The sequence below is a fragment of the Microbacterium sufflavum genome (assembly GCF_023091155.1).
Lineage (GTDB): Bacteria > Actinomycetota > Actinomycetes > Actinomycetales > Microbacteriaceae > Microbacterium > Microbacterium sufflavum.
Genome location: NZ_JAHWXK010000001.1, coordinates 215,190 through 234,329, shown reverse-complemented (window position 1 = coordinate 234,329; position 19,140 = coordinate 215,190). Strand labels below are relative to the sequence as shown.

Annotated in this window: 30 protein-coding genes; 29 read left to right on the top strand and 1 reads right to left on the bottom strand. The window is 67.7% G+C overall.

All coding sequences use genetic code 11. From position 1 onward, the window contains the following. Positions 1-6: 6 nt before the first annotated feature. From rpsS to rplQ, 25 genes are all read left to right on the top strand, one after another. A complete protein-coding gene (rpsS, locus tag KZC56_RS01205) occupies positions 7-288 on the top strand; it encodes a 30S ribosomal protein S19 (RefSeq protein WP_017201589.1) in 282 nt (93 codons plus the stop codon). Positions 289-313: 25 nt separating this feature from the next. Further along, positions 314-712 (top strand): 50S ribosomal protein L22, encoded by a 399-nt coding sequence (rplV, locus tag KZC56_RS01200; protein WP_025102404.1) that lies wholly within the window; start codon positions 314-316, stop codon positions 710-712. Further along, positions 712-1,464 carry a 30S ribosomal protein S3 gene (gene rpsC / locus KZC56_RS01195; RefSeq protein WP_025102403.1) on the top strand — a complete coding sequence of 251 codons (753 nt, stop codon included), beginning with the start codon at positions 712-714 and terminating at the stop codon, positions 1,462-1,464. Before rplV ends, rpsC begins: the two co-directional genes overlap by 1 nt. Next, the gene (rplP, locus tag KZC56_RS01190; protein WP_025102402.1) at positions 1,464-1,883 is read left to right on the top strand and encodes a 50S ribosomal protein L16; all 420 of its coding nucleotides are present in this window, start codon (positions 1,464-1,466) and stop codon (positions 1,881-1,883) included. Before rpsC ends, rplP begins: the two co-directional genes overlap by 1 nt. After that, the gene (gene rpmC, locus KZC56_RS17600; protein ID WP_067121112.1) at positions 1,883-2,200 is read left to right on the top strand and encodes a 50S ribosomal protein L29; all 318 of its coding nucleotides are present in this window, start codon (positions 1,883-1,885) and stop codon (positions 2,198-2,200) included. Before rplP ends, rpmC begins: the two co-directional genes overlap by 1 nt. Next, positions 2,200-2,517 carry a 30S ribosomal protein S17 gene (gene rpsQ, locus KZC56_RS01180; protein WP_136028883.1) on the top strand — a complete coding sequence of 106 codons (318 nt, stop codon included), beginning with the start codon at positions 2,200-2,202 and terminating at the stop codon, positions 2,515-2,517. Before rpmC ends, rpsQ begins: the two co-directional genes overlap by 1 nt. Continuing rightward, the gene (rplN, locus tag KZC56_RS01175; protein WP_102191664.1) at positions 2,514-2,882 is read left to right on the top strand and encodes a 50S ribosomal protein L14; all 369 of its coding nucleotides are present in this window, start codon (positions 2,514-2,516) and stop codon (positions 2,880-2,882) included. The genes rpsQ and rplN overlap by 4 nt, the downstream gene beginning before the upstream one ends. Before the next feature lie 2 nt (positions 2,883-2,884). After that, on the top strand, positions 2,885-3,244 hold the full coding sequence (gene rplX, locus KZC56_RS01170; RefSeq protein WP_136028885.1) for a 50S ribosomal protein L24: 360 nt from the start codon (positions 2,885-2,887) through the stop codon (positions 3,242-3,244). Further along, positions 3,244-3,834, top strand: a complete 591-nt coding sequence (gene rplE / locus KZC56_RS01165) for a 50S ribosomal protein L5 (protein WP_136028887.1) — start codon at positions 3,244-3,246, stop codon at positions 3,832-3,834. Before rplX ends, rplE begins: the two co-directional genes overlap by 1 nt. Positions 3,835-3,967: 133 nt before the next feature. Further along, entirely contained in the window at positions 3,968-4,366 is a 399-nt protein-coding gene (rpsH, locus tag KZC56_RS01160) for a 30S ribosomal protein S8 (RefSeq protein WP_136028890.1), read from the top strand. A 6-nt stretch (positions 4,367-4,372) separates the two neighbouring features. Beyond that, positions 4,373-4,909 carry a 50S ribosomal protein L6 gene (gene rplF / locus KZC56_RS01155; RefSeq protein WP_136028892.1) on the top strand — a complete coding sequence of 179 codons (537 nt, stop codon included), beginning with the start codon at positions 4,373-4,375 and terminating at the stop codon, positions 4,907-4,909. 2 nt (positions 4,910-4,911) lie between these two features. Beyond that, complete coding sequence (rplR, locus tag KZC56_RS01150; protein WP_136028894.1) at positions 4,912-5,271, top strand: 50S ribosomal protein L18; 360 nt, start codon at positions 4,912-4,914, stop codon at positions 5,269-5,271. Between the two features lie 20 nt (positions 5,272-5,291). After that, a complete protein-coding gene (gene rpsE / locus KZC56_RS01145) occupies positions 5,292-5,966 on the top strand; it encodes a 30S ribosomal protein S5 (protein ID WP_200838869.1) in 675 nt (224 codons plus the stop codon). Then, positions 5,966-6,151 (top strand): 50S ribosomal protein L30, encoded by a 186-nt coding sequence (gene rpmD, locus KZC56_RS01140; protein ID WP_067121122.1) that lies wholly within the window; start codon positions 5,966-5,968, stop codon positions 6,149-6,151. Before rpsE ends, rpmD begins: the two co-directional genes overlap by 1 nt. Beyond that, positions 6,151-6,786: a 50S ribosomal protein L15 gene (rplO, locus tag KZC56_RS01135; RefSeq protein WP_136028896.1), complete on the top strand. Its 636-nt coding sequence runs from the start codon at positions 6,151-6,153 to the stop codon at positions 6,784-6,786. The genes rpmD and rplO overlap by 1 nt, the downstream gene beginning before the upstream one ends. A gap of 152 nt (positions 6,787-6,938) precedes the next feature. Beyond that, positions 6,939-8,261 carry a preprotein translocase subunit SecY gene (gene secY / locus KZC56_RS01130; RefSeq protein WP_136028899.1) on the top strand — a complete coding sequence of 441 codons (1,323 nt, stop codon included), beginning with the start codon at positions 6,939-6,941 and terminating at the stop codon, positions 8,259-8,261. Further along, positions 8,258-8,863, top strand: a complete 606-nt coding sequence (locus KZC56_RS01125) for an adenylate kinase (RefSeq protein ID WP_136035977.1) — start codon at positions 8,258-8,260, stop codon at positions 8,861-8,863. The genes secY and KZC56_RS01125 overlap by 4 nt, the downstream gene beginning before the upstream one ends. Before the next feature lies 1 nt (position 8,864). Next, positions 8,865-9,716 (top strand): type I methionyl aminopeptidase, encoded by an 852-nt coding sequence (gene map / locus KZC56_RS01120; protein ID WP_136035978.1) that lies wholly within the window; start codon positions 8,865-8,867, stop codon positions 9,714-9,716. Then, a complete protein-coding gene (locus KZC56_RS01115) occupies positions 9,716-10,387 on the top strand; it encodes a DsbA family protein (protein WP_136028904.1) in 672 nt (223 codons plus the stop codon). Before map ends, KZC56_RS01115 begins: the two co-directional genes overlap by 1 nt. A gap of 168 nt (positions 10,388-10,555) precedes the next feature. Continuing rightward, on the top strand, positions 10,556-10,777 hold the full coding sequence (infA, locus tag KZC56_RS01110) for a translation initiation factor IF-1 (protein WP_028496510.1): 222 nt from the start codon (positions 10,556-10,558) through the stop codon (positions 10,775-10,777). 64 nt (positions 10,778-10,841) lie between these two features. Beyond that, a complete protein-coding gene (gene rpmJ / locus KZC56_RS01105; RefSeq protein ID WP_005050492.1) occupies positions 10,842-10,958 on the top strand; it encodes a 50S ribosomal protein L36 in 117 nt (38 codons plus the stop codon). 149 nt (positions 10,959-11,107) lie between these two features. After that, on the top strand, positions 11,108-11,482 hold the full coding sequence (rpsM, locus tag KZC56_RS01100; RefSeq protein WP_062632862.1) for a 30S ribosomal protein S13: 375 nt from the start codon (positions 11,108-11,110) through the stop codon (positions 11,480-11,482). 30 nt (positions 11,483-11,512) lie between these two features. Then, positions 11,513-11,911 (top strand): 30S ribosomal protein S11, encoded by a 399-nt coding sequence (gene rpsK, locus KZC56_RS01095; RefSeq protein WP_045249905.1) that lies wholly within the window; start codon positions 11,513-11,515, stop codon positions 11,909-11,911. A 131-nt stretch (positions 11,912-12,042) separates the two neighbouring features. After that, complete coding sequence (locus tag KZC56_RS01090) at positions 12,043-13,032, top strand: DNA-directed RNA polymerase subunit alpha (protein WP_136028906.1); 990 nt, start codon at positions 12,043-12,045, stop codon at positions 13,030-13,032. 34 nt (positions 13,033-13,066) lie between these two features. Further along, complete coding sequence (rplQ, locus tag KZC56_RS01085; protein ID WP_136028908.1) at positions 13,067-13,639, top strand: 50S ribosomal protein L17; 573 nt, start codon at positions 13,067-13,069, stop codon at positions 13,637-13,639. A gap of 65 nt (positions 13,640-13,704) precedes the next feature. Here the strand turns inward: rplQ and KZC56_RS01080 are convergent, their stop codons facing one another. Beyond that, positions 13,705-14,925, bottom strand: coding sequence for a PAS domain-containing protein (locus KZC56_RS01080; RefSeq protein ID WP_136035979.1), 1,221 nt, complete (start codon positions 14,923-14,925; stop codon positions 13,705-13,707). Positions 14,926-15,085: 160 nt separating this feature from the next. Between KZC56_RS01080 and KZC56_RS01075 the strand changes: the two genes are divergently transcribed. Genes KZC56_RS01075 through KZC56_RS01060 form a run of 4 tightly spaced genes read left to right on the top strand, consistent with a single transcriptional unit; the run spans position 15,086 to position 19,055 of the window. After that, positions 15,086-16,105 (top strand): Bug family tripartite tricarboxylate transporter substrate binding protein, encoded by a 1,020-nt coding sequence (locus tag KZC56_RS01075; RefSeq protein WP_247637662.1) that lies wholly within the window; start codon positions 15,086-15,088, stop codon positions 16,103-16,105. A 1-nt stretch (position 16,106) separates the two neighbouring features. Beyond that, positions 16,107-16,664: a tripartite tricarboxylate transporter TctB family protein gene (locus KZC56_RS01070; RefSeq protein ID WP_136028915.1), complete on the top strand. Its 558-nt coding sequence runs from the start codon at positions 16,107-16,109 to the stop codon at positions 16,662-16,664. Beyond that, positions 16,664-18,211 (top strand): tripartite tricarboxylate transporter permease, encoded by a 1,548-nt coding sequence (locus KZC56_RS01065; protein ID WP_247637661.1) that lies wholly within the window; start codon positions 16,664-16,666, stop codon positions 18,209-18,211. The genes KZC56_RS01070 and KZC56_RS01065 overlap by 1 nt, the downstream gene beginning before the upstream one ends. Positions 18,212-18,257: 46 nt before the next feature. Then, positions 18,258-19,055, top strand: a complete 798-nt coding sequence (locus KZC56_RS01060) for a sulfite exporter TauE/SafE family protein (protein ID WP_136028919.1) — start codon at positions 18,258-18,260, stop codon at positions 19,053-19,055. Positions 19,056-19,140 lie beyond the last annotated feature (85 nt).

Sequence of the window (19,140 nt, the reverse complement as noted above, 5' to 3'; positions counted from 1 at the left end):
GAGAAGATGCCTCGCAGTCTTAAGAAGGGCCCCTTCGTCGACGAGCACCTGCTTCGCAAGGTGGTCGTGCAGAACGAAGCCGGCACCAAGAACGTCATCAAGACCTGGTCCCGTCGGTCCATGATCATCCCGGCCATGCTGGGTCACACGATCGCGGTCCACGACGGACGCAAGCACATCCCCGTGTTCGTGTCCGAGACCATGGTCGGTCACAAGCTGGGCGAGTTCGCGCCCACCCGCACCTTCCGCGGCCACGAGAAGGACGACAAGAAGGGCCGTCGCCGCTGACGCGGGGACGATAGAGGAGAGAGAAATGGTGGAGTCCATCGCACGCGTGCGACACATCCGCGTGACCCCTCAGAAGGCTCGTCGTGTCGTCGCGCTCATCAAGGGCAAGCAGGCCCAGGAAGCTCTCGCGATCCTGAAGTTCGCGCAGCAGAGCGCCAGTGAGCCGATCTACAAGCTTGTCGCGTCGGCCATGGCCAACGCGCAGGTCAAGGCGGATCGTGACGGCGAGTACCTCGACGAGCAGGACCTGTACGTGAAGAACGCGTACGTGGACGAGGGCACGACGCTCAAGCGTTTCCAGCCCCGTGCACAGGGTCGCGCTTTCCAGATCAAGAAGCGCACGAGCCACATCACGGTCGTGCTCTCGACGCCGGAGGCGGCTCCTGCCGCGGCCGGCGACAGCAACAAGAAGGCGAGCAAGTAATGGGACAGAAGGTCAACCCGTACGGCTTCCGCCTCGGCATCACCACGGACCACGTGTCGCGCTGGTTCTCCGACTCGACGAAGCCGGGTCAGCGTTACGCCGACTACGTGGCCGAGGACATCAAGATCCGTCGCCTGCTGCAGACGCAGCTCGACCGCGCCGGCGTCTCGAACATCGAGATCGAGCGCACCCGTGACCGCGTCCGCGTCGACATCCACACCGCCCGGCCGGGCATCGTGATCGGTCGTCGTGGTGCAGAGGCCGAGCGCATCCGCGGCGACCTCGAAAAGCTCACGGGCAAGCAGATCCAGCTGAACATCCTCGAGGTCAAGAACCCCGAGGCCGACGCTCAGCTGGTCGCGCAGGGCATCGCCGAGCAGCTCTCTGCTCGTGTGGCGTTCCGTCGCGCGATGCGCAAGGGTCTGCAGGGCGCTCAGCGCGCCGGCGCCAAGGGCATCCGCATCCAGGTCTCGGGCCGTCTCGGCGGCGCTGAGATGAGCCGCTCGGAGTTCTACCGCGAGGGTCGTGTGCCGCTGCACACGCTGCGCGCGAACATCGACTACGGCTTCTACGAGGCCAAGACCACCTTCGGCCGCATCGGCGTGAAGGTGTGGATCTACAAGGGCGACCTCACCGCCAAGGAGCTCGCACGCGAGCAGGCCAACGCGCCGAAGTCGCGCCGCGACGACCGTGGTGACCGCCGCCGTGCCCCGCGCAACGAGGCACCTGTTGCAGAAGGAGCTTCGGCATAATGCTCATCCCCCGTAAGGTCAAGTACCGCAAGCAGCACCACCCGGGTCGCTCGGGTCAGGCCACCGGCGGCACGAAGGTCTCCTTCGGCGAGTTCGGCATCCAGGCCCTCACGCCCGCGTACGTGACGAACCGTCAGATCGAGTCCGCTCGTATCGCGATGACCCGTCACATCAAGCGTGGCGGCAAGGTGTGGATCAACATCTACCCGGACCGTCCGCTCACGAAGAAGCCGGCCGAGACCCGCATGGGTTCCGGTAAGGGTTCCCCCGAGTGGTGGGTCGCCAACGTCAAGCCGGGCCGCGTCCTCTTCGAGGTCGCGGGTGTCGACGAGCAGCTCGCTCGCGAGGCACTGACCCGTGCAATCCACAAGCTGCCGCTCAAGGCACGCATCATCAAGCGCGAGGAGGGCGACGCGTAATGGCGATCGGCACCAAGGAGCTCGCTCCGGCAGAGCTCGACACGTTCGAAGACCAGCGCCTCGTTGAGGAGCTGCGCAAGGCCAAGGAGGAGCTGTTCAACCTCCGTTTCCAGTCGGCCACCGGCCAGCTGGAGAGCCACGGCCGCATCCGCGCCGTCAAGCGCGACATCGCGCGCCTGTACACCGTGATCCGCGAGCGTGAGCTGGGCATCCGTGCGACGCCCGCTCCGGTCGAGGCTCCCGCGAAGAAGGCGACCAAGTCGAAGGCGAAGAAGGCGGACGCCGCCGACGACGCCGTGAAGGAAGAGGCTGAGTGATGGCCACCAAGAAGGAAGCTGCCGTCGAGGTTGAGCACGCCGCTCACGACGTGCGCGACGCGGACGCCCGCGGGTACCGCAAGGCCCGTCGCGGCTACGTCGTCAGCGACAAGATGGACAAGACCATCGTCGTCGAGGTGGAGGACCGCGTGAAGCACCCGCTTTACGGCAAGGTCATCCGCCGCACGTCGAAGGTCAAGGCGCACGATGAGGCGAACACCGCCGGCATCGGCGACCTGGTCCTGATCAACGAGACCCGCCCGCTGAGCGCCACGAAGCGCTGGCGCCTGGTGGAGATTCTGGAGAAGGCCAAGTGATTCAGCAGGAGTCCCGACTCAAGGTCGCCGACAACACCGGCGCCAAGGAGCTGCTCACGATCCGCGTTCTCGGTGGTTCGCGCCGCCGCTACGCGGGCCTGGGCGACACCATCGTCGCGACCGTCAAGGACGCGATCCCCGGTGGCAACGTCAAGAAGGGCGACGTCGTCAAGGCGGTCATCGTCCGCACCAAGAAGGAGGTCCGTCGTCCGGACGGCTCCTACATCAAGTTCGACGAGAACGCCGCCGTCATCCTGAAGAACGACGGGGAGCCCCGCGGCACCCGTATCTTCGGCCCGGTCGGCCGTGAGCTTCGCGACAAGAAGTTCATGAAGATCGTCTCGCTGGCACCGGAGGTCATCTGATCATGGCGAAGATCAAGAAGGGCGACCTGGTTCAGGTCATCTCGGGCGCCAAGCCCGAGCGTGGTGGCGACCGCGGCAAGCAGGGCAAGGTGCTCGACATCCTCGTCGAGCAGAACCGTGTCGTCGTCGAGGGCGTCAACTACGTCACCAAGCACACGCGCGTCGGTCAGACGCAGCGTGGCACCAAGACGGGTGGCCTCGAGACCGTCGAGGCGCCCATCCACATCTCGAACGTCGCACTCGTCGACCCCTCGACCAAGAAGCCGACCAAGGTCGGCCACCGGGTCGAGGAGCAGACCAAGGACGGCGTCAAGCGCACCGTCCGCGTGCGGTACGCGAAGAAGAGCGGTAAGGACCTCTGATGGCAACGACCGACGCTGCGGTGGCTGGCAAGATCCAGCCCCGCCTGAAGGCGAAGTACAACGCCGAGATCAAGAAGGCTCTGCAGGACGAGTTCGGCTACTCGAACGTCATGCAGATCCCCGGCCTGGTCAAGGTGGTCGTGAACACCGGTGTCGGCGAGGCGGCTCGCGACAGCAAGGTGATCGATGGTGCGGTCGAGGACCTCACCCGCATCACCGGTCAGAAGCCGATCGTCACGAAGGCTCGCAAGTCGATCGCGCAGTTCAAGCTGCGTGAGGGACAGGCCATCGGCGCGCACGTCACCCTCCGCGGTGACCGCGCGTGGGAGTTCGTGGACCGTCTGGTGTCGCTCGCTCTGCCCCGCATCCGCGACTTCCGCGGTCTGTCGGCCAAGCAGTTCGACGGCAACGGCAACTACACGTTCGGTCTCCAGGAGCAGAGCGTGTTCCACGAGATCGATCAGGACAAGATCGACCGCGTCCGGGGCTTCGACATCACCGTCGTGACCTCGGCGAAGACGGACGACGAGGGCCGCGCGCTTCTGCGTCACCTCGGCTTCCCGTTCCGCGCGGACGACGCTCAGGCGTAACACCGTCGACGGGCTCAGTGGTCTCGTGTCACTGAGCCCGTTGATGTGCACGTACAATTGAAGATTGCGTGCTCATCGCAGGCCGTCTGTCGTGTAACGGCAGCCGGAACCTCATGAACGAAAGTAGACAACCATGACAATGACAGACCCGGTCGCAGACATGCTGACCCGTCTGCGCAACGCGAACTCGGCGCACCACGACTCCGTGACCCTGCCGTCGAGCAAGCTCAAGACGCACATCGCGGAGATCCTCCAGCAGGAGGGCTACATCGCCGGTTGGGAGACGTCCGACGCGCGCGTGGGCAAGAACCTCACGCTGACGCTGAAGTACGGCCCGAACCGCGAGCGCTCCATCGCGGGCATCAAGCGCGTGTCGAAGCCCGGCCTTCGCGTGTACGCGAAGTCCACCGAGATCCCCACGGTCCTCGGCGGCCTCGGCGTGGCCATCCTGTCCACCTCCTCCGGTCTCCTCACGGACCGCCAGGCTGAGCAGAAGGGCGTGGGCGGAGAAGTTCTCGCCTACGTGTGGTAATCCGAAATGTCGCGTATTGGACGACTTCCCATCGACGTTCCCGCGGGCGTGACCGTTTCGGTCGACGGCCGTGAGGTCGCGGTGAAGGGCCCCAAGGGTGAGCTCACCCTCACGGTGGCCAGCCCCATCGAGGTGTCGGTCGAGGAGAACCAGGTTCTCGTCACCCGCCCCGACGACGAGCGCGAGTCCCGGTCGCTTCACGGCCTGACCCGCACGCTCATCAACAACAACATCATCGGCGTGACCCAGGGCTACTCCAAGGGTCTCGAGGTCGTCGGCACCGGTTACCGCGTGCAGCAGAAGGGCAGCTCGGTCGAGTTCGCCCTCGGCTTCTCGCACCCGGTCCTGATCGACCCGCCCGCCGGCATCACGCTCACGGTCGAGGGCACGAACAAGCTCACCGTCAGCGGGATCGACAAGCAGGCCGTCGGTGAGGCGGCTGCGAACATCCGCAAGATCCGCAAGCCCGAGCCGTACAAGGGCAAGGGTGTGCGCTACGCCGGCGAGGTCGTGCGTCGCAAGGCCGGAAAGGCTGGTAAGTAACCATGGCTGTGAAGTCGAAGTCCGACGCCCGCGCGCGTCGTCACGCCCGTCTTCGCAAGAAGATCGTGGGCACCGAGGCGCGTCCGCGTCTCGTCGTCAACCGTTCGGCGCGTCACGTCTTCGTGCAGCTCGTCGACGACAGCAAGGGCCACACGGTCGCGTCGGCATCGACGCTCGAGACCGACCTGCGCTCGCTCGAGGGCGACAAGACCGCCAAGGCTCGCAAGGTCGGCGAGCTGCTCGCCGAGCGTGCGAAGGCTGCCGGCGTTTCCGAGGCTGTGTTCGACCGTGGCGGCAACCGCTACGCGGGTCGTGTCGCCGCCATCGCCGACGGCGCCCGTGAAGGGGGTCTGGCACTGTGAGTGACAACAAGGAGAACGAAGTGACCGAAGCGGCAGCTGCCACTTCCGAGACGGCCGCCGGCACCACGCAGGCTGAGCCGACTCGTGACCAGCGGGACGGCCGCCGCGGCGGACGTGACCGCAACCAGGGCGGCCGCGACCGCAACTCGCGCGACCGCGGCGACAACCAGTTCCTGGAGCGCGTCGTCACCATCAACCGCGTCTCGAAGGTCGTGAAGGGTGGTCGTCGCTTCAGCTTCACCGCTCTCGTGGTCGTCGGTGACGGCAACGGTCTGGTGGGCGTCGGCTACGGCAAGGCCCGCGAGGTCCCCCTGGCGATCTCGAAGGGTGTCGAAGAGGCCAAGCGCAACTTCTTCCGCGTGCCCCGCGTCGGCAGCACCATCCCGCACCCCGTGCAGGGTGAGTCGGCCGCCGGTGTCGTGCTGCTGCGTCCGGCCGCTGCCGGTACCGGTGTGATCGCCGGTGGTCCGGTCCGCGCCGTGCTCGAGTGCGCTGGTATCCACGACGTGCTGTCCAAGTCGCTCGGCTCGTCGAACACGATCAACATCGTGCACGCGACGGTCACCGCCCTGAAGGAGCTCGAGGAGCCCCGCGCCGTCGCCGCACGTCGTGGTCTCGAGTTCGACCAGGTCGCCCCGGCGCGTCTCGTCCGCGCCGAGGCCGAGGCCATCGCCGCACAGAAGGTAGGTGCCTGATGGCCGCGCGACTCAAGGTCACGCAGATCAAGTCCAAGGTGAGCGAGAAGCAGAACCAGCGCGACACGCTGCGCAGCCTCGGTCTCAAGCGGATCGGTGACAGCACCGTCCGCCCCGACGACGCGCAGACGCGCGGCTACGTCAAGACCGTCGCCCACCTCGTCAAGGTTGAGGAGATCGACTAATGGCTGAGAAGAACGACGCCGCCGTCGAGGCTGAGAAGGCCCCGAAGAAGGCTGCCGCTCCCAAGGCTGCTGCTGAGAAGAAGCCCGCTGCGAAGAAGGCGCCGGCCAAGACGGCCGCCTCCGACGCGAAGGCCGACGCCGCCGCGAAGCCGGCTGCGAAGAAGGCCGCGCCGAAGAAGGACGCTCCCGCGTCCCGCCCCGGCGTGCTCAAGGTGCACCACCTGCGTCCTGTCCCCGGCGCCAACACCGCCAAGACCCGTGTGGGTCGCGGTGAGGGCTCGAAGGGCAAGACCGCCGGTCGCGGCACGAAGGGCACGAAGGCCCGCAACACCGTGCGCGTCGGCTTCGAGGGTGGGCAGATGCCGCTGCACATGCGCACCCCGAAGCTGCGCGGGTTCAAGAACCCGTTCCGCGTCGAGTACCAGGTCGTGAACCTGGAGAAGCTCGCGGAGCTCTACCCCCAGGGCGGCGACGTGACCGTCAGCGACCTGGTGGCCAAGGGGGCGGTCCGCAAGAACGAGAAGGTCAAGGTTCTCGGCAACGGCGACATCGCCGTGAAGCTCACCGTCGCGGTCGACAAGGTCTCGGGTTCCGCCGAGCAGAAGATCGTGGCTGCGGGCGGATCCGTCAAGTAACCACCGCAGAAGAGGGGTCGGAGATTCTCCGGCCCCTCTTCTGATTCGGCAGGCGGGCACGCGGCGACGCCGCAATCGCAGACCTCGGAGTGAGTTACCCTGGTCTTTCAGCCGTCCTTCAGGGACCGGCAACCTTTTCAGGAGGAACGTCCTTGTTTAGCGCCATCGCGCGGATCTTCCGCACGCCCGACCTGCGTCGGAAGATCGGTTTCACGCTCGCCATCATCGCGATCTACCGACTCGGCTCGAACGTCCCCGCGCCGTTCGTGAACTTCCCGAACGTCGAGGAGTGCCTCGCGGCCAACACCGGCACCGAGGGTCTGCTCGGACTGGTCAACCTCTTCTCCGGCGGCGCGCTGCTGCAGCTGTCGATCTTCGCCCTCGGCGTGATGCCGTACATCACCGCGACGATCATCACGCAGCTCCTCCGCGTCGTCATCCCGCACTTCGAGGCGCTGCACAAGGAGGGTCAGGCCGGACAGGCGAAGCTGACCCAGTACACGCGGTACCTCACGATCGCGCTCGCGCTGCTGCAGTCGACGACGCTCGTCACGGTCGCCCGCAGCGGTCAGCTGTTCGGCGCGACCGACATCGCGGCCTGCCAGCAGCTGCTCACGAACGACGTGTGGTGGGCGCAGCTGCTCATCATCATGGCGATGACCGCCGGTACCGGCCTCATCATGTGGTTCGCGGAGCTCGTGACCGAGCGCGGCATCGGCAACGGCATGTCGCTGCTGATCTTCACCTCGATCGCCGCCACCTTCCCGGGCGCCATGAGCATCATCTGGCAGACGAAGGGCTTCGAGATCTTCCTGCTCGTGCTCGTGGTCGGCATCATCGTGATGGGCCTGGTGGTCTTCGTCGAACAGTCGCAGCGCCGTATCCCGGTGCAGTACGCCAAGCGGATGGTGGGCCGGCGCACGTACGGCGGCACGAACACGTACATCCCGATCAAGGTGAACATGGCGGGTGTGATCCCCGTGATCTTCGCGTCGTCGCTGCTGTACATCCCCGCGCTGATCGCGCAGTTCAACACCCCGCAGGACGGCTCGACGCCGCCCGCCTGGGTGAGCTGGGTCACGGCGAACTTCACGAGCGGCAACAGCCCGATCTACATGATCGCCTACTTCCTGCTGATCATCGGGTTCACCTACTTCTACGTCGCGATCACGTTCAACCCGGTCGAGGTCGCCGACAACATGAAGAAGTACGGCGGCTTCATCCCCGGCATCCGCGCGGGTCGCCCGACGGCGGAGTACCTCGACTACGTGCTCACCCGCATCACGCTGCCCGGCTCGCTCTACCTGGGTCTGATCGCGCTGATCCCGCTGATCGCCCTCGCCACGGTCGGCGCCAACCAGAACTTCCCGTTCGGTGGCGCGTCGATCCTCATCATCGTCGGCGTCGGACTGGAGACGGTCAAGCAGATCGACGCCCAGCTGCAGCAGCGACACTACGAAGGGCTTCTCCGATGACAGCATCCGCACGTCTTCTCATCGTCGGTCCGCAGGGTTCCGGCAAGGGCACGCAGGGTGTGCGCATCGCCGAGACCTACGGCATCCCGGTCGTCTCGACCGGAGACATCTTCCGCGCGAACATCAAGGAGGGGACGGCACTCGGCCAGCAGGTCACCGCCATCCTCGACAAGGGCGACCTCGTGCCGGACGAGCTGACGAGCGAGATCGTGCGCGACCGGCTGAGCCAGGAGGATGCCGCGAACGGCTTCCTGCTCGATGGTTACCCCCGGAACACGGCTCAGGTCGAGCACCTCGATGCGTTCCTGGAGGGCCGGGGGGAGGCGCTCGACGCTGTGATCCTGCTCGACGTCCCGCGCGAGGAGAGCATCGCGCGTCTCGCGCTCCGTGCCGCGGAGCAGGGGCGTTCGGACGACACGGACGAGGCCATCGCACACCGCCTGGACATCTACGAGAACGAGACGGCCCCGATCATCGAGGTCTACAGCGCGCGCGGGATCGTCGACCGCATCGACGGCGTTGGCTCGCTCGAGGAGATCACCGAGCGCATCGCTGCAGCACTCTCCGCGAGGGGTCTGCGCTCCGCGGCCTCCGCAGCCTGAGATGTTCCGCCGCTCGATCTACAAGACCCCGGCGCAGTTGCGCGCCATGGTCGAGCCCGGGCTGATCACGGCCGCGGCACTCGATGCCGTCCGTCCCCTCATCAGGGCGGGCGTGAAGACCATCGAGCTCGACGCCGCAGCCAACCGCGCGATCCGCCAGCGCGGGGCCGAGTCGAACTTCCAGCTCGTGCGCGGCTATCACCACACGATCTGCGTGTCGGTGAACGAGCAGGTGGTCCACGGCATCCCGGGGGAGCGCGTGCTCGAGCCCGGCGACATCGTGTCGGTGGACTGCGGCGCCCAGTACGAGGGATGGAACGGCGACAGCGCGATCACGGTCGTCGTCCCCGACGCGGAGCGTCCGGAGCTCGTGGCCCGTCGCGAGGAGCTCTCGCGCGTGACCGAGGGGTCGATGTGGGCGGGCATCGCCGCGATGGCCACCGCGACCTCGATCGACGAGATCGGCGCCGCGATCCAGGACTACATCGAGGCGCAAGGGCCGTCGGTGGTGTCGGGGGAGCCGTACGGCATCCTCCGCGAGTACGTCGGCCACGGGATCGGCCGCAAGATGCACGAGGCCCCGAGCGTGTTCAACTACCGCACGCCCGACCGCGGCGCCGACGTGAAGCCCGGGCTCGTGCTGGCGATCGAGCCGATGGTCACCGCCGGCGGCGAGGCCACGTTCATCGAGGACGACGACTGGACCGTGACCACCGTCGACGGCACTGACGGCTCACATTGGGAACATAGCGTCGCCCGACATGATGGTGGCATATGGGTGCTCACCGCGCCCGATGGCGGAAGAGCCGGACTCGCCCCGTTCGGGGTCGAGCCTCGAGAGATCGGAAAGTAATGGCAGCGGCGAAGAGCAACACCAACTGGTTCGCGATCGGCATCTCCATCGCCGTCGTCGTGGTCCTGGTCGCGATCGGTGGACTCGTGGTGTTCCTCAACAACCAGGCCACGTCGCCAGGAGCCGTGCCGAGCGCCAGCAAGAACTTCGACCCCGAGGCCGGTTCGATCAGCAAGGGCGACGGCAAGGACACCGTCGCGGTGTTCCTCGACTTCCAGTGCCCGGCGTGCAAGGCCTTCGAGGACCAGTTCGGTGCGCAGCTGGAGGAGAAGGCGGCGAGCGGGGAGATCACGCTCGTGAACCACCCCATCGCGATCCTCGACCGCTTCTCGCAGGGCACCGAGTACTCGTCGCGTTCGGCCGGGGCGGCGTTCTGCGTCGCGGAGTCCGACGCCGACCTCTACTTCGACTACGCGAAGGTGCTGTTCGAGAACCAGCCGACGGAGAACACCGCGGGTCTGACCACCGACCAGCTGGCCGAGTTCGCGAAGCAGGTGGGTGCGGACGACGACGTCGTCTCGTGCATCACCGACGAGACCTATCGCAAGTTCGGCGCCGCCCAGGCGAAGAAGAACGACATCAAGGGCACCCCGACCGTGGAGATCAACGGCGAGCGGCTCGACCTGCAGAATCAGGCCGACATGAAGAAGCTCACCGACCTCCTGAGCTGAGTGTGATCCGCCCCGATGCCCCGTCCGGCCAAGTTGCCGGACGGGGCATCGTCGGATAACATAGATCTTTGGTGCCTTGTGCCATGCGTTCGGCGTGTCCGATCGGCCAGGCGCCACCCCCACCCATCCACCGCAGATCGACCGGTCTGCAGAAGCGTCAGCGAGGCTATGGCTAAGAAAGACGGTGTCATCGAGATCGAAGGCGTGATCTCCGAGGCTCTGCCCAACGCGATGTTCCGCGTTGAGCTCACCAACGGACACAAGGTCCTGGCGACGATCTCCGGAAAGATGCGGCAGAACTACATCCGCATCATCCCCGAGGATCGTGTCGTCGTGGAGCTCAGCCCCTACGATCTGACCCGCGGCCGCATCGTCTACCGCTACCGCTGATCGGTCGAGAAGTAACACCCCAGGCATTCCGCCTGCCCGGTGAAGACAGCGAACAGGAAACAACATGAAGGTCAACCCCAGCGTCAAGCCGATCTGCGACCACTGCAAGGTGATCCGCCGCCACGGCCGCGTCATGGTGATCTGCAAGAGCAACCCGCGTCACAAGCAGCGCCAGGGCTGAGTGCCCACCGCTGCGTGAGCAGCGCTCTCGCAATCTCATAACTCAATACGACACGGCAGGATCAGAACCCGCGACAGCGGGGGACACCTCGGGGCGGAGGCCCGGGCACCGATCCTGCTCCACACCTCCACAACACCCAGGAGAACCGCATGGCACGTCTTGCCGGCGTTGACATCCCGCGCGACAAGCGCGTGGTGATCGCCCTTACCTACATCTACGGCGTCGGCCGTACCCGCTCGGTCGAGATCCTCAAGGCGACCGACATCGACGAGAGCATCCGCGTGAAGGACCTCAGCGACGACCAGCTCGTCGCCCTCCGCGACTACATCGAAGGCAACTACAAGGTGGAGGGTGACCTTCGCCGCGAGGTCGCCGCAGACATCCGCCGCAAGGTCGAGATCGGCTCCTACGAGGGCCTGCGCCACCGTCGTGGCCTCCCGGTCCGCGGCCAGCGCACCAAGACCAACGCCCGTACCCGCAAGGGCCCGAAGCGCACCGTCGCCGGCAAGAAGAAGGCCCGCTAAGCAGCGGCCAGGGACTAGGAGAACACTTTCATGGCTGCACCCAAGGCCGCCGCGCGCAAGCCGCGCCGCAAGGAGAAGAAGAACATCGCGCTGGGCCAGGCCCACATCAAGTCGACGTTCAACAACACCATCGTTTCGATCACCGACCCGTCCGGCGCTGTCATCAGCTGGGCGTCGTCGGGTGGCGTGGGCTTCAAGGGCTCCCGCAAGTCGACCCCGTACGCCGCAGGCATGGCCGCCGAGTCGGCCGCCCGCCAGGCGCAGGAGCACGGCGTCAAGAAGGTCGACGTCTTCGTGAAGGGTCCGGGCTCCGGCCGCGAGACCGCGATCCGCTCGCTGCAGGCCGCCGGCCTCGAGGTGGGCTCGATCCAGGACGTCACCCCGCAGGCGCACAACGGCTGCCGCCCGCCGAAGCGTCGCCGCGTCTGATGCGTGCACCGAGCCGCTCGTCTCTCCGGAGCCGAGCGGCTCGGCGCCCCGCGCGGGCATCGACTTCCACAACTCAAGACCTCACCCCACCACATGTCATATAGCGGGCATGTGATCGAAAGGAACACAGAGTGCTTATTGCACAGCGTCCCACACTGACCGAGGAAAAGATCGTCGAGAACCGGAGCCGGTTCATCATCGAGCCTCTGGAGCCCGGCTTCGGCTACACGATCGGCAACGCGCTGCGCCGCAGCCTGCTGTCGTCGATCCCCGGCGCCGCTGTCACCAGCGTCCGTATCGACGGCGTGCTGCACGAGTTCAGCACCATCCCCGGCGTGAAGGAGGATGTCACCGAGATCATCCTCAACATCAAGCAGCTGGTCGTCTCCAGCGAGCGCGACGAGCCCATCACGGCCTACCTGCGCAAGACCGGTGCCGGTGAAGTGACCGCCGCCGACATCTCGGCTCCGGCCGGTGTCGAGGTGCACAACCCCGAGCTCGTCATCGCCACGCTCAACGACACCGCCAAGTTCGAGCTCGAGCTGACGATCGAGCGCGGTCGTGGCTACGTCTCGGCGACGCAGAACCGCAACGAGTACGCCGAGGCGGGCCAGATCCCGATCGACTCGATCTACTCTCCGGTCCTCAAGGTCAGCTACCGCGTCGACGCCACCCGTGCCGGTGAGCGCACCGACTTCGACAAGCTCGTCCTCGACGTCGAGACCAAGTCGGCGATCAGCCCGCGCGACGCCGTCGCCTCGGCCGCCAAGACGCTCACCGAGCTGTTCGGTCTCGCCCGCGAGCTGAACGTCGAGGCCGAGGGCATCGAGATCGGCCCGGCGCCCGTGGAGGCTGTGAACTCCAACGAGCTGTCGATGCCGATCGAGGACCTCGACCTGTCGGTCCGCTCGTACAACTGCCTGAAGCGTGAGGGCATCAACACCGTTTCGGAGCTCGTCGCCCTCTCGGAGACGCAGCTCATGAACATCCGCAATTTCGGCCAGAAGTCGGTCGACGAGGTGCGCGACAAGCTCATCTCGCTCGGTCTGTCGCTCAAGGATTCGGTGCCCGGTTTCGACGGCGCCCACTTCTACGGCGGCAGCGAAGACGAGTCCTTCTGATACCCGACCTTTCCTGACCAGGAGTTAGACGATTATGCCCAAGCCCACGAAGGGTCCCCGCCTCGGAGGCGGCCCCGCCCACGAGCGCCTGCTGCTTGCCAACCTGGCTGCCGCGCTGTACACCCACAAGTCGATCAAGACGACCGAGACCAAGGCCAAGCGCCTGCGTCCGCTCGCCGAGCGCCTGATCACCTTCGCCAAGCGCGGAGACCTGCACGCACGCCGTCGCGTGCTGTCGGTCATCGGTGACAAGGAAGTCGTGCACGTCCTGTTCAACGAGATCGCTCCGCTCGTCGCGGACCGCGAGGGTGGCTACACGCGCATCACCAAGGTCGGCAACCGTAAGGGCGACAACGCTCCGATGGCCGTGATCGAGCTCGTCCTCGAGCCCGTCACCCCGAAGGCGAAGTCGACCAAGAAGGCTGCTGCCGCGCCGAAGGCCGAGAAGCCCGCCGCCGAGGAGACCCCCGCCGAGGAGACCACCGAGGCTCCGGCCGAGGAGACCCCGGCCGAGGACGCCGCTGCCGAGGCCGGCGCCGAGTCGCAGGCCGAGGGCGAGGCCGCTGAGGCCGCCGCCGAGGACGCTGTCGAGAAGAAGTCCGAGTAACACTCGCACGCCACGAAGCCCGCCACCCCACCCGGGGTGGCGGGCTTCGTCGTCATCGGGGGACGTCAGCGGCCGTCGGTGCTGCGATAGCGTGCGCCAGGCCGGCCCTTCGTGCTGTAGTCGAGCGAGCGCACCGCCTGCCCGGTGGCGGCCAGATGCTCCAGGTAGCGGCGGGCGCTCACGCGGGAGATGTCGAGGTCGGCGCCCAGCTCCGCCGCTGAGGCGTCCGGACGGGCGGCGAGTGCGGTGGACACGCGGTGGAGCGTCTCCGCGCTCAGGCCCTTCGGCAGGCCGAACCGCTCGCGGAACGCGATGATGGCGTCTGCCGCCTCGACGCGCTGCACCACGTCGTGCAACTCGGTGTGGTCGCGCAGCAGCAGGGTCGCGCCACGGTCGGCGTCGTCGTCGCGGCTCGCGGTGCTGCGGGCGACGAGCACGTGCGACCCCACGATCACCGGGCGGCCCGCGGCCTCGCCCTCACGCAGCACCGTCGTGAGCTCCTCGCCCAGGACGTCGGCCGCCACGGCACCGTCGAGGTCGCCCGCATCACGACCGAGGAAACGGGCGGCCGCGTCGTTCGCGAGCGTGATGCGCCCGGAACCGTCGACCGTGACCACGCCCTCGCTCAGCCCGTGCAGCGTCGTCTCCTGGTTCTTCACGAGTGCCGCGATCTGATGGGGCTCCAAGCGGTAGATGCGGCGCCGGATCACCGAGGTGACCCATGCCGCTCCGAACACGCCCAGCACGGCAGCGGCGAGCATGGCGGAGATCAGCCACACCAGGTTGGCGGTGAACTCCTCACTGAGCTCCGACTCCAGGATGCCCACCGATGCCGTGCCGATCACGGCGCCGTCCTCATCCCGGATCGGCACCTTCACGCGCCATGAGGTGCCCAGCGTGCCGGTCTGCGTGCCCACGTAGATATCGCCGCCGAGCGGGATCGACGGATCGGTCGAGACCCGTTCGCCGATGCGCTCCGGGTTCGGGTGCGAGTACCGGATGCCCTCGTCGTTGGCGACCACCACGTAAGCGAGGTCGGACGCCTCCCTGATCACCTCCGCGACCGGCTGGATCGCTGCTGAGGGATCGTCGTCGTCGAACGCGTCGAGCACCACGGGCAGCGCGGCCACGGACTGCGCGACCGCCTGCATGCGATCCTTGTAGGCCTCGCGGAGCGCGTTCTCCTGGAACGCCCCGGCGGCGATCCCCGTGGCGAGGGTCACCAGGAACACGATCAGCGCCTGCAGCGCGAGCAGCTGCATCCGGAGCGTCATCTTCGAGGCCACCCGCTCATTCTCCCGGCTGTCGAACCAGGGCGCGAGCCGCGCGGACCGGCGTTCGCGACCAATACTTACGGAACGCGACCAATGGTTTCGGAAGCTTGAGCGGCCGCATCCACACCTCGATGGTGGACGGATTGCACTCGAACGCTCAAGGAGGAGCGCCATGAAGTACGTCCGCATCGCCACCCTGACCGCCGCGGTCGCCGCCACCGCCCTCGCTCTCACCGCGTGCTCGTCGGGAGGCGGAGACGCCGGAGGCTCGGACGGAGACGGGGAAGCCGTCGCCATCACCGACCTGAACATCGTGGTCCCCGCCGACCCTGGCGGCGGGTGGGACCAGACCGGCCGCGCGATGTCGCAGCTGCTCACGGAGGACGGGATCGTCGGCTCCGCCCCGGTCACGAACGTCGGAGGCGCCGGGGGGACCGTCGGCCTCGCGCAGCTCGCCAACGAGAAGGACCCGGCGACGCTCATGGTGATGGGACTGGTCATGGTCGGAGCGGTCGAGACCAACGCGTCCGCGGTCCGCATCGAGGACATGACGCCGATCGCCCGCCTCACCGACGAGCCGCTCGTGGTGGTCGTGCCCGCGGAGTCGGAGTACGACACGCTCGAGGACCTGGTGGAGGACGTCGTCGACCGCGGACAGGCCGTGACCATCACCGGCGGTTCGGCGGGCGGGGCCGACCACATCCTGGCCGGGCTCCTGCTGGAGGAGGCGGGCCTGGACGGCGGGGAGATCGCGGAGAAGCTCAACTACACGCCCAACTCCGGTGGCGGCGAGGCGACGTCGCTGATCCTCGGCGGCAAGGTCGCCGCGGGCATCTCGGGCGTCGGCGAGTTCCTGCAGCACATCGAGGCGGGGACGATGAAGGCGCTCGCGGTGTCGTCCGACGAGCCCGTCGCGCAGCTGCCCGACGTCGACACCATCACCGACGCGGGCTACGACGTGGTGCTCACCAACTGGCGCGGCGTGATCGCCCCGGGGGGCATCGACGACGCCGAGCGCGCGGAGCTGGAGCGCATCGTGACCGAGCTGGAGGAGTCGGACGCCTGGAAGGACGAGCTGGAGACCCGCGGGTGGGCCGACGCGTTCCTCACCGGTGCGGAGTTCGACGAGTTCCTCACCGGCAACATCGGCGAGGTCACCACGACGCTGCAGAACATCGGGCTGGTCGGCTGACATGTCGACCGGGTCTCCCGGGCCCTCGGGCCTGCAGACCGGCACACGCCGGTCTGTGGGCTCGCTCGGGTCTCTGCCGCGGGGCGAGCTCGTCTTCGCCCTCCTCATGGTCGCGCTCGGTGTGTTCGCCCTCGTCGGCGTGTTCTCCATCCACGTCCCTGCCGGGGCCCAGGTGGGTCCGACCGTGTTCCCTCTGTTCGTGTCGGTGCTGCTGCTCGGGTCGGCGGTGGCCGTGGTCGTGAGCATCCTCCGCGGTCACCGCGGCGTCCCGGAGGACGGCGAGGACATCGACCAGGCGCTTCCGACGGACTGGCTCGCGCTCGTGAAGATCGTGGCGCTCGTGGTGGCGCACCTGCTGCTGATCGAGCCGCTCGGGTGGGCGCCCGCCGCGGCGCTGCTGTTCGGCGGTGTCGCCTGGGCGCTCGGAGCACGCCGATGGTGGGTGGCCCTGCTGGTCGGTGCGGCCATCGCGCTCGTGGTGCAGATCGTGTTCGGCGGACTGCTCGGGCTGTCGCTCCCGTGGGGGCCGGCGCTCGGCTGGCTGGGGAGGATGCTCTGATGGACAGCTGGACCCTGCTCCTGGAGGGCTTCGCGACCGCGCTGCAGCCCCAGTACCTCGTGTTCGCGTTCTTCGGCGTGCTGATCGGCACGGCAGTGGGCGTGCTCCCGGGTATCGGCCCCGCCATGACGGTGGCCCTCCTCCTGCCGCTCACCTACACGCTGGAGCCGGCCGCGGCCCTGATCACCTTCGCCGGCATCTACTACGGCGGCATGTACGGCGGATCGACCACGAGCATCCTCCTCAACACTCCCGGGGAGTCGGCCTCGATCGTCACCGCGATCGAGGGCAACAGGATGGCCAAGCTCGGCCGGGGCGCCGCGGCCCTCGCGACCGCGGCGATCGGCTCGTTCGTCGCCGGCACGCTCGCGACGATCGGCCTCACGCTGCTGGCGCCGGTGCTGGCGCAGTTCGCCGTGAACCTCGGACCGGCGGACTACGTGGCGCTGATCGTCGTCGCGTTCGTCACGGTCGGCGCGCTCATGGGCTCCTCGGTGCCGCGGGGCCTGCTGTCGCTCGGCGTCGGGCTGTTCCTCGGGCTGGTCGGCACCGACTGGCTGTCCGGGCAGCAGCGCTACACGCTCGGCCTGCTGCCGCTCGCGGACGGCATCGACGTGGTGCTGGTGGCGGTGGGCCTGTTCGCCGTGGGGGAGACGCTCTACGTCGCCGCCCGTCTGCGCCACGGTGCGGTCGACGTGATCCCGGTGGCGCGCGGGTGGCGGAGCTGGATGACGAAGGACGACTGGCGGAGGTCGTGGAAGCCGTGGCTGCGCGGCACCGCCATCGGGTTCCCGATCGGGACGATCCCGGCGGGCGGTGCCGATGTCGCGACCTTCCTGTCGTACGCGACGGAGCGGAAGCTCTCCCGCCGCAAGGACGAGTTCGGGCGTGGCGCCATCGAGGGGGTGGCCGGGCCGGAGTCGGCGAACAACGCGGCAGCGGCCGGAGTGCTCGTGCCGCTGCTGACGCTCGGCCTGCCGACCACCGCGACCGCGGCGATCATCCTGACCGCGTTCCAGACGTACGGCCTGCAGCCGGGCCCGCTGCTGTTCACGGGACAGTCCGACCTGGTGTGGGCGCTGGTGGCGAGCCTGTACATCGGCAACGTCATCCTGCTCGTGCTCAACCTGCCGCTCGTGGGCATGTGGGTGAAGCTGCTGCAGATCCCTCGGCCGTACCTCTACGCGGGCATCCTGCTCTTCGCCGCGTTCGGTGCCTATGCGCTGAACTTCGCGGTCGTCGACATCCTGATCCTGCTCATCATCGGTGTGCTGGGGTACTTCCTCCGCCGGTACGGGTTCCCCGTGGCACCGCTCGTGGTGGGCATGATCCTCGGGCCGATGGGCGAGGAGCAGCTGCGTCGCGCACTTCAGTTGAGCCAGGGCGACCTGACGACGCTCGTCGCGCAGCCGTTCGCGGCCGTCGCCTACGCCGTGCTCGCGCTGCTGATCGCGGGCGGGCTGTGGCTGCGGCGTCGGCAGTGGCGGTACGAGCAGGCGCTCACGGCGTCGATCGCGGTGCCGGTGAAGGCCGACTCCGAGGTGTGAGAGCCGCGGGGTCGAGCAGGGGAGGAGCCGGGAGTAGGCTGGTCCGGTGACTGACGCGCAGGCCCTGAGACGCGGGCCTCGCGCCTACACGGCATTCATCGGCATCGGCCTGCTCGCCGGTCTCCTCTCCGGCCTGTTCGGCGTCGGCGGCGGCACGGTCATCGTCCCGCTCCTGGTGCTCCTGCTGCACTTCGACCAGCGGCTCGCGGCCGGCACCTCGCTGGCCGCGATCGTGCCGACCGCCAGCGTCGGTGTCATCTCGTACGCCACCACCGGATCGGTGGCATGGATCCCGGCCCTGATCCTCGCCGCGGGCGCCGTGGTGGGCGCGCAGATCGGCACGCGCCTGCTCCCGCGCATCTCGCAGACCGCGCTGCGCTGGGGCTTCGTGGGCTTCCTGGTCGTGGTGATCGTGAGCCTGTTCCTGGTGATCCCCTCGCGGGACGCCGTGTTCGAGCTGACCTGGCTCACCGGTATCGCCCTGGTCGGCGTCGGCGTGGGCACCGGCATCCTCGCCGGACTCATCGGCGTCGGCGGCGGTGTGATCGTGGTGCCGGTGCTCATGCTCGCGTTCGGCACCAGCGACCTGGTCGCCAAGGGCACGTCGCTGCTGATGATGATCCCGACCGCGATCTCCGGCACCGTCGGCAACCTCCGCAACCGGAACGTCGACCTGCTCGCCGCCGCGCTCATCGGTGTCTCGGCGTGCACGACGACCGCGCTCGGCGCGTGGCTCGCGACGATCGTCAACCCCTCCGTGGGCAACATCCTGTTCGCCGCGTACCTCGTGGTGATCGCGGTGCAGATGGCGATCAAGGCCGTCCGCGGCCGTCGTCGCGCCTGATTCCGCGCTTTCCGCTCGCCGGCTCCTAACCCGCGCCGACAGGGTCCTTCGTCGCCGGGAGGTTTTCTGCGACCCATTTTCCGCA

Excerpts from the sequence above, each read along its gene's own strand:
- rplR (WP_136028894.1), top strand. The coding sequence starts at position 4,912 with ATGGCTGTGAAGTCGAAGTCCGACGCCCGCGCGCGTCGTCACGCCCGT.
- rpsK (WP_045249905.1), top strand. The coding sequence starts at position 11,513 with ATGGCTGCACCCAAGGCCGCCGCGCGCAAGCCGCGCCGCAAGGAGAAG.
- infA (WP_028496510.1), top strand. The coding sequence starts at position 10,556 with ATGGCTAAGAAAGACGGTGTCATCGAGATCGAAGGCGTGATCTCCGAG.
- KZC56_RS01065 (WP_247637661.1), top strand. The coding sequence starts at position 16,664 with ATGGACAGCTGGACCCTGCTCCTGGAGGGCTTCGCGACCGCGCTGCAG.
- rpmC (WP_067121112.1), top strand. The coding sequence starts at position 1,883 with ATGGCGATCGGCACCAAGGAGCTCGCTCCGGCAGAGCTCGACACGTTC.
- rplE (WP_136028887.1), top strand. The coding sequence starts at position 3,244 with ATGGCAACGACCGACGCTGCGGTGGCTGGCAAGATCCAGCCCCGCCTG.
- KZC56_RS01125 (WP_136035977.1), top strand. The coding sequence starts at position 8,258 with ATGACAGCATCCGCACGTCTTCTCATCGTCGGTCCGCAGGGTTCCGGC.
- rplP (WP_025102402.1), top strand. The coding sequence starts at position 1,464 with ATGCTCATCCCCCGTAAGGTCAAGTACCGCAAGCAGCACCACCCGGGT.
- rplQ (WP_136028908.1), top strand. The coding sequence starts at position 13,067 with ATGCCCAAGCCCACGAAGGGTCCCCGCCTCGGAGGCGGCCCCGCCCAC.
- KZC56_RS01115 (WP_136028904.1), top strand. The coding sequence starts at position 9,716 with ATGGCAGCGGCGAAGAGCAACACCAACTGGTTCGCGATCGGCATCTCC.
- rpmJ (WP_005050492.1), top strand. The coding sequence starts at position 10,842 with ATGAAGGTCAACCCCAGCGTCAAGCCGATCTGCGACCACTGCAAGGTG.
- rplF (WP_136028892.1), top strand. The coding sequence starts at position 4,373 with ATGTCGCGTATTGGACGACTTCCCATCGACGTTCCCGCGGGCGTGACC.
- rplO (WP_136028896.1), top strand. The coding sequence starts at position 6,151 with ATGGCTGAGAAGAACGACGCCGCCGTCGAGGCTGAGAAGGCCCCGAAG.
- rpsS (WP_017201589.1), top strand. The coding sequence starts at position 7 with ATGCCTCGCAGTCTTAAGAAGGGCCCCTTCGTCGACGAGCACCTGCTT.
- rplX (WP_136028885.1), top strand. The coding sequence starts at position 2,885 with ATGGCGAAGATCAAGAAGGGCGACCTGGTTCAGGTCATCTCGGGCGCC.
- KZC56_RS01070 (WP_136028915.1), top strand. The coding sequence starts at position 16,107 with ATGTCGACCGGGTCTCCCGGGCCCTCGGGCCTGCAGACCGGCACACGC.
- rpsM (WP_062632862.1), top strand. The coding sequence starts at position 11,108 with ATGGCACGTCTTGCCGGCGTTGACATCCCGCGCGACAAGCGCGTGGTG.
- KZC56_RS01075 (WP_247637662.1), top strand. The coding sequence starts at position 15,086 with ATGAAGTACGTCCGCATCGCCACCCTGACCGCCGCGGTCGCCGCCACC.
- rpmD (WP_067121122.1), top strand. The coding sequence starts at position 5,966 with ATGGCCGCGCGACTCAAGGTCACGCAGATCAAGTCCAAGGTGAGCGAG.
- rpsC (WP_025102403.1), top strand. The coding sequence starts at position 712 with ATGGGACAGAAGGTCAACCCGTACGGCTTCCGCCTCGGCATCACCACG.
- rpsH (WP_136028890.1), top strand. The coding sequence starts at position 3,968 with ATGACAATGACAGACCCGGTCGCAGACATGCTGACCCGTCTGCGCAAC.
- rplV (WP_025102404.1), top strand. The coding sequence starts at position 314 with ATGGTGGAGTCCATCGCACGCGTGCGACACATCCGCGTGACCCCTCAG.
- rpsQ (WP_136028883.1), top strand. The coding sequence starts at position 2,200 with ATGGCCACCAAGAAGGAAGCTGCCGTCGAGGTTGAGCACGCCGCTCAC.
- map (WP_136035978.1), top strand. The coding sequence starts at position 8,865 with ATGTTCCGCCGCTCGATCTACAAGACCCCGGCGCAGTTGCGCGCCATG.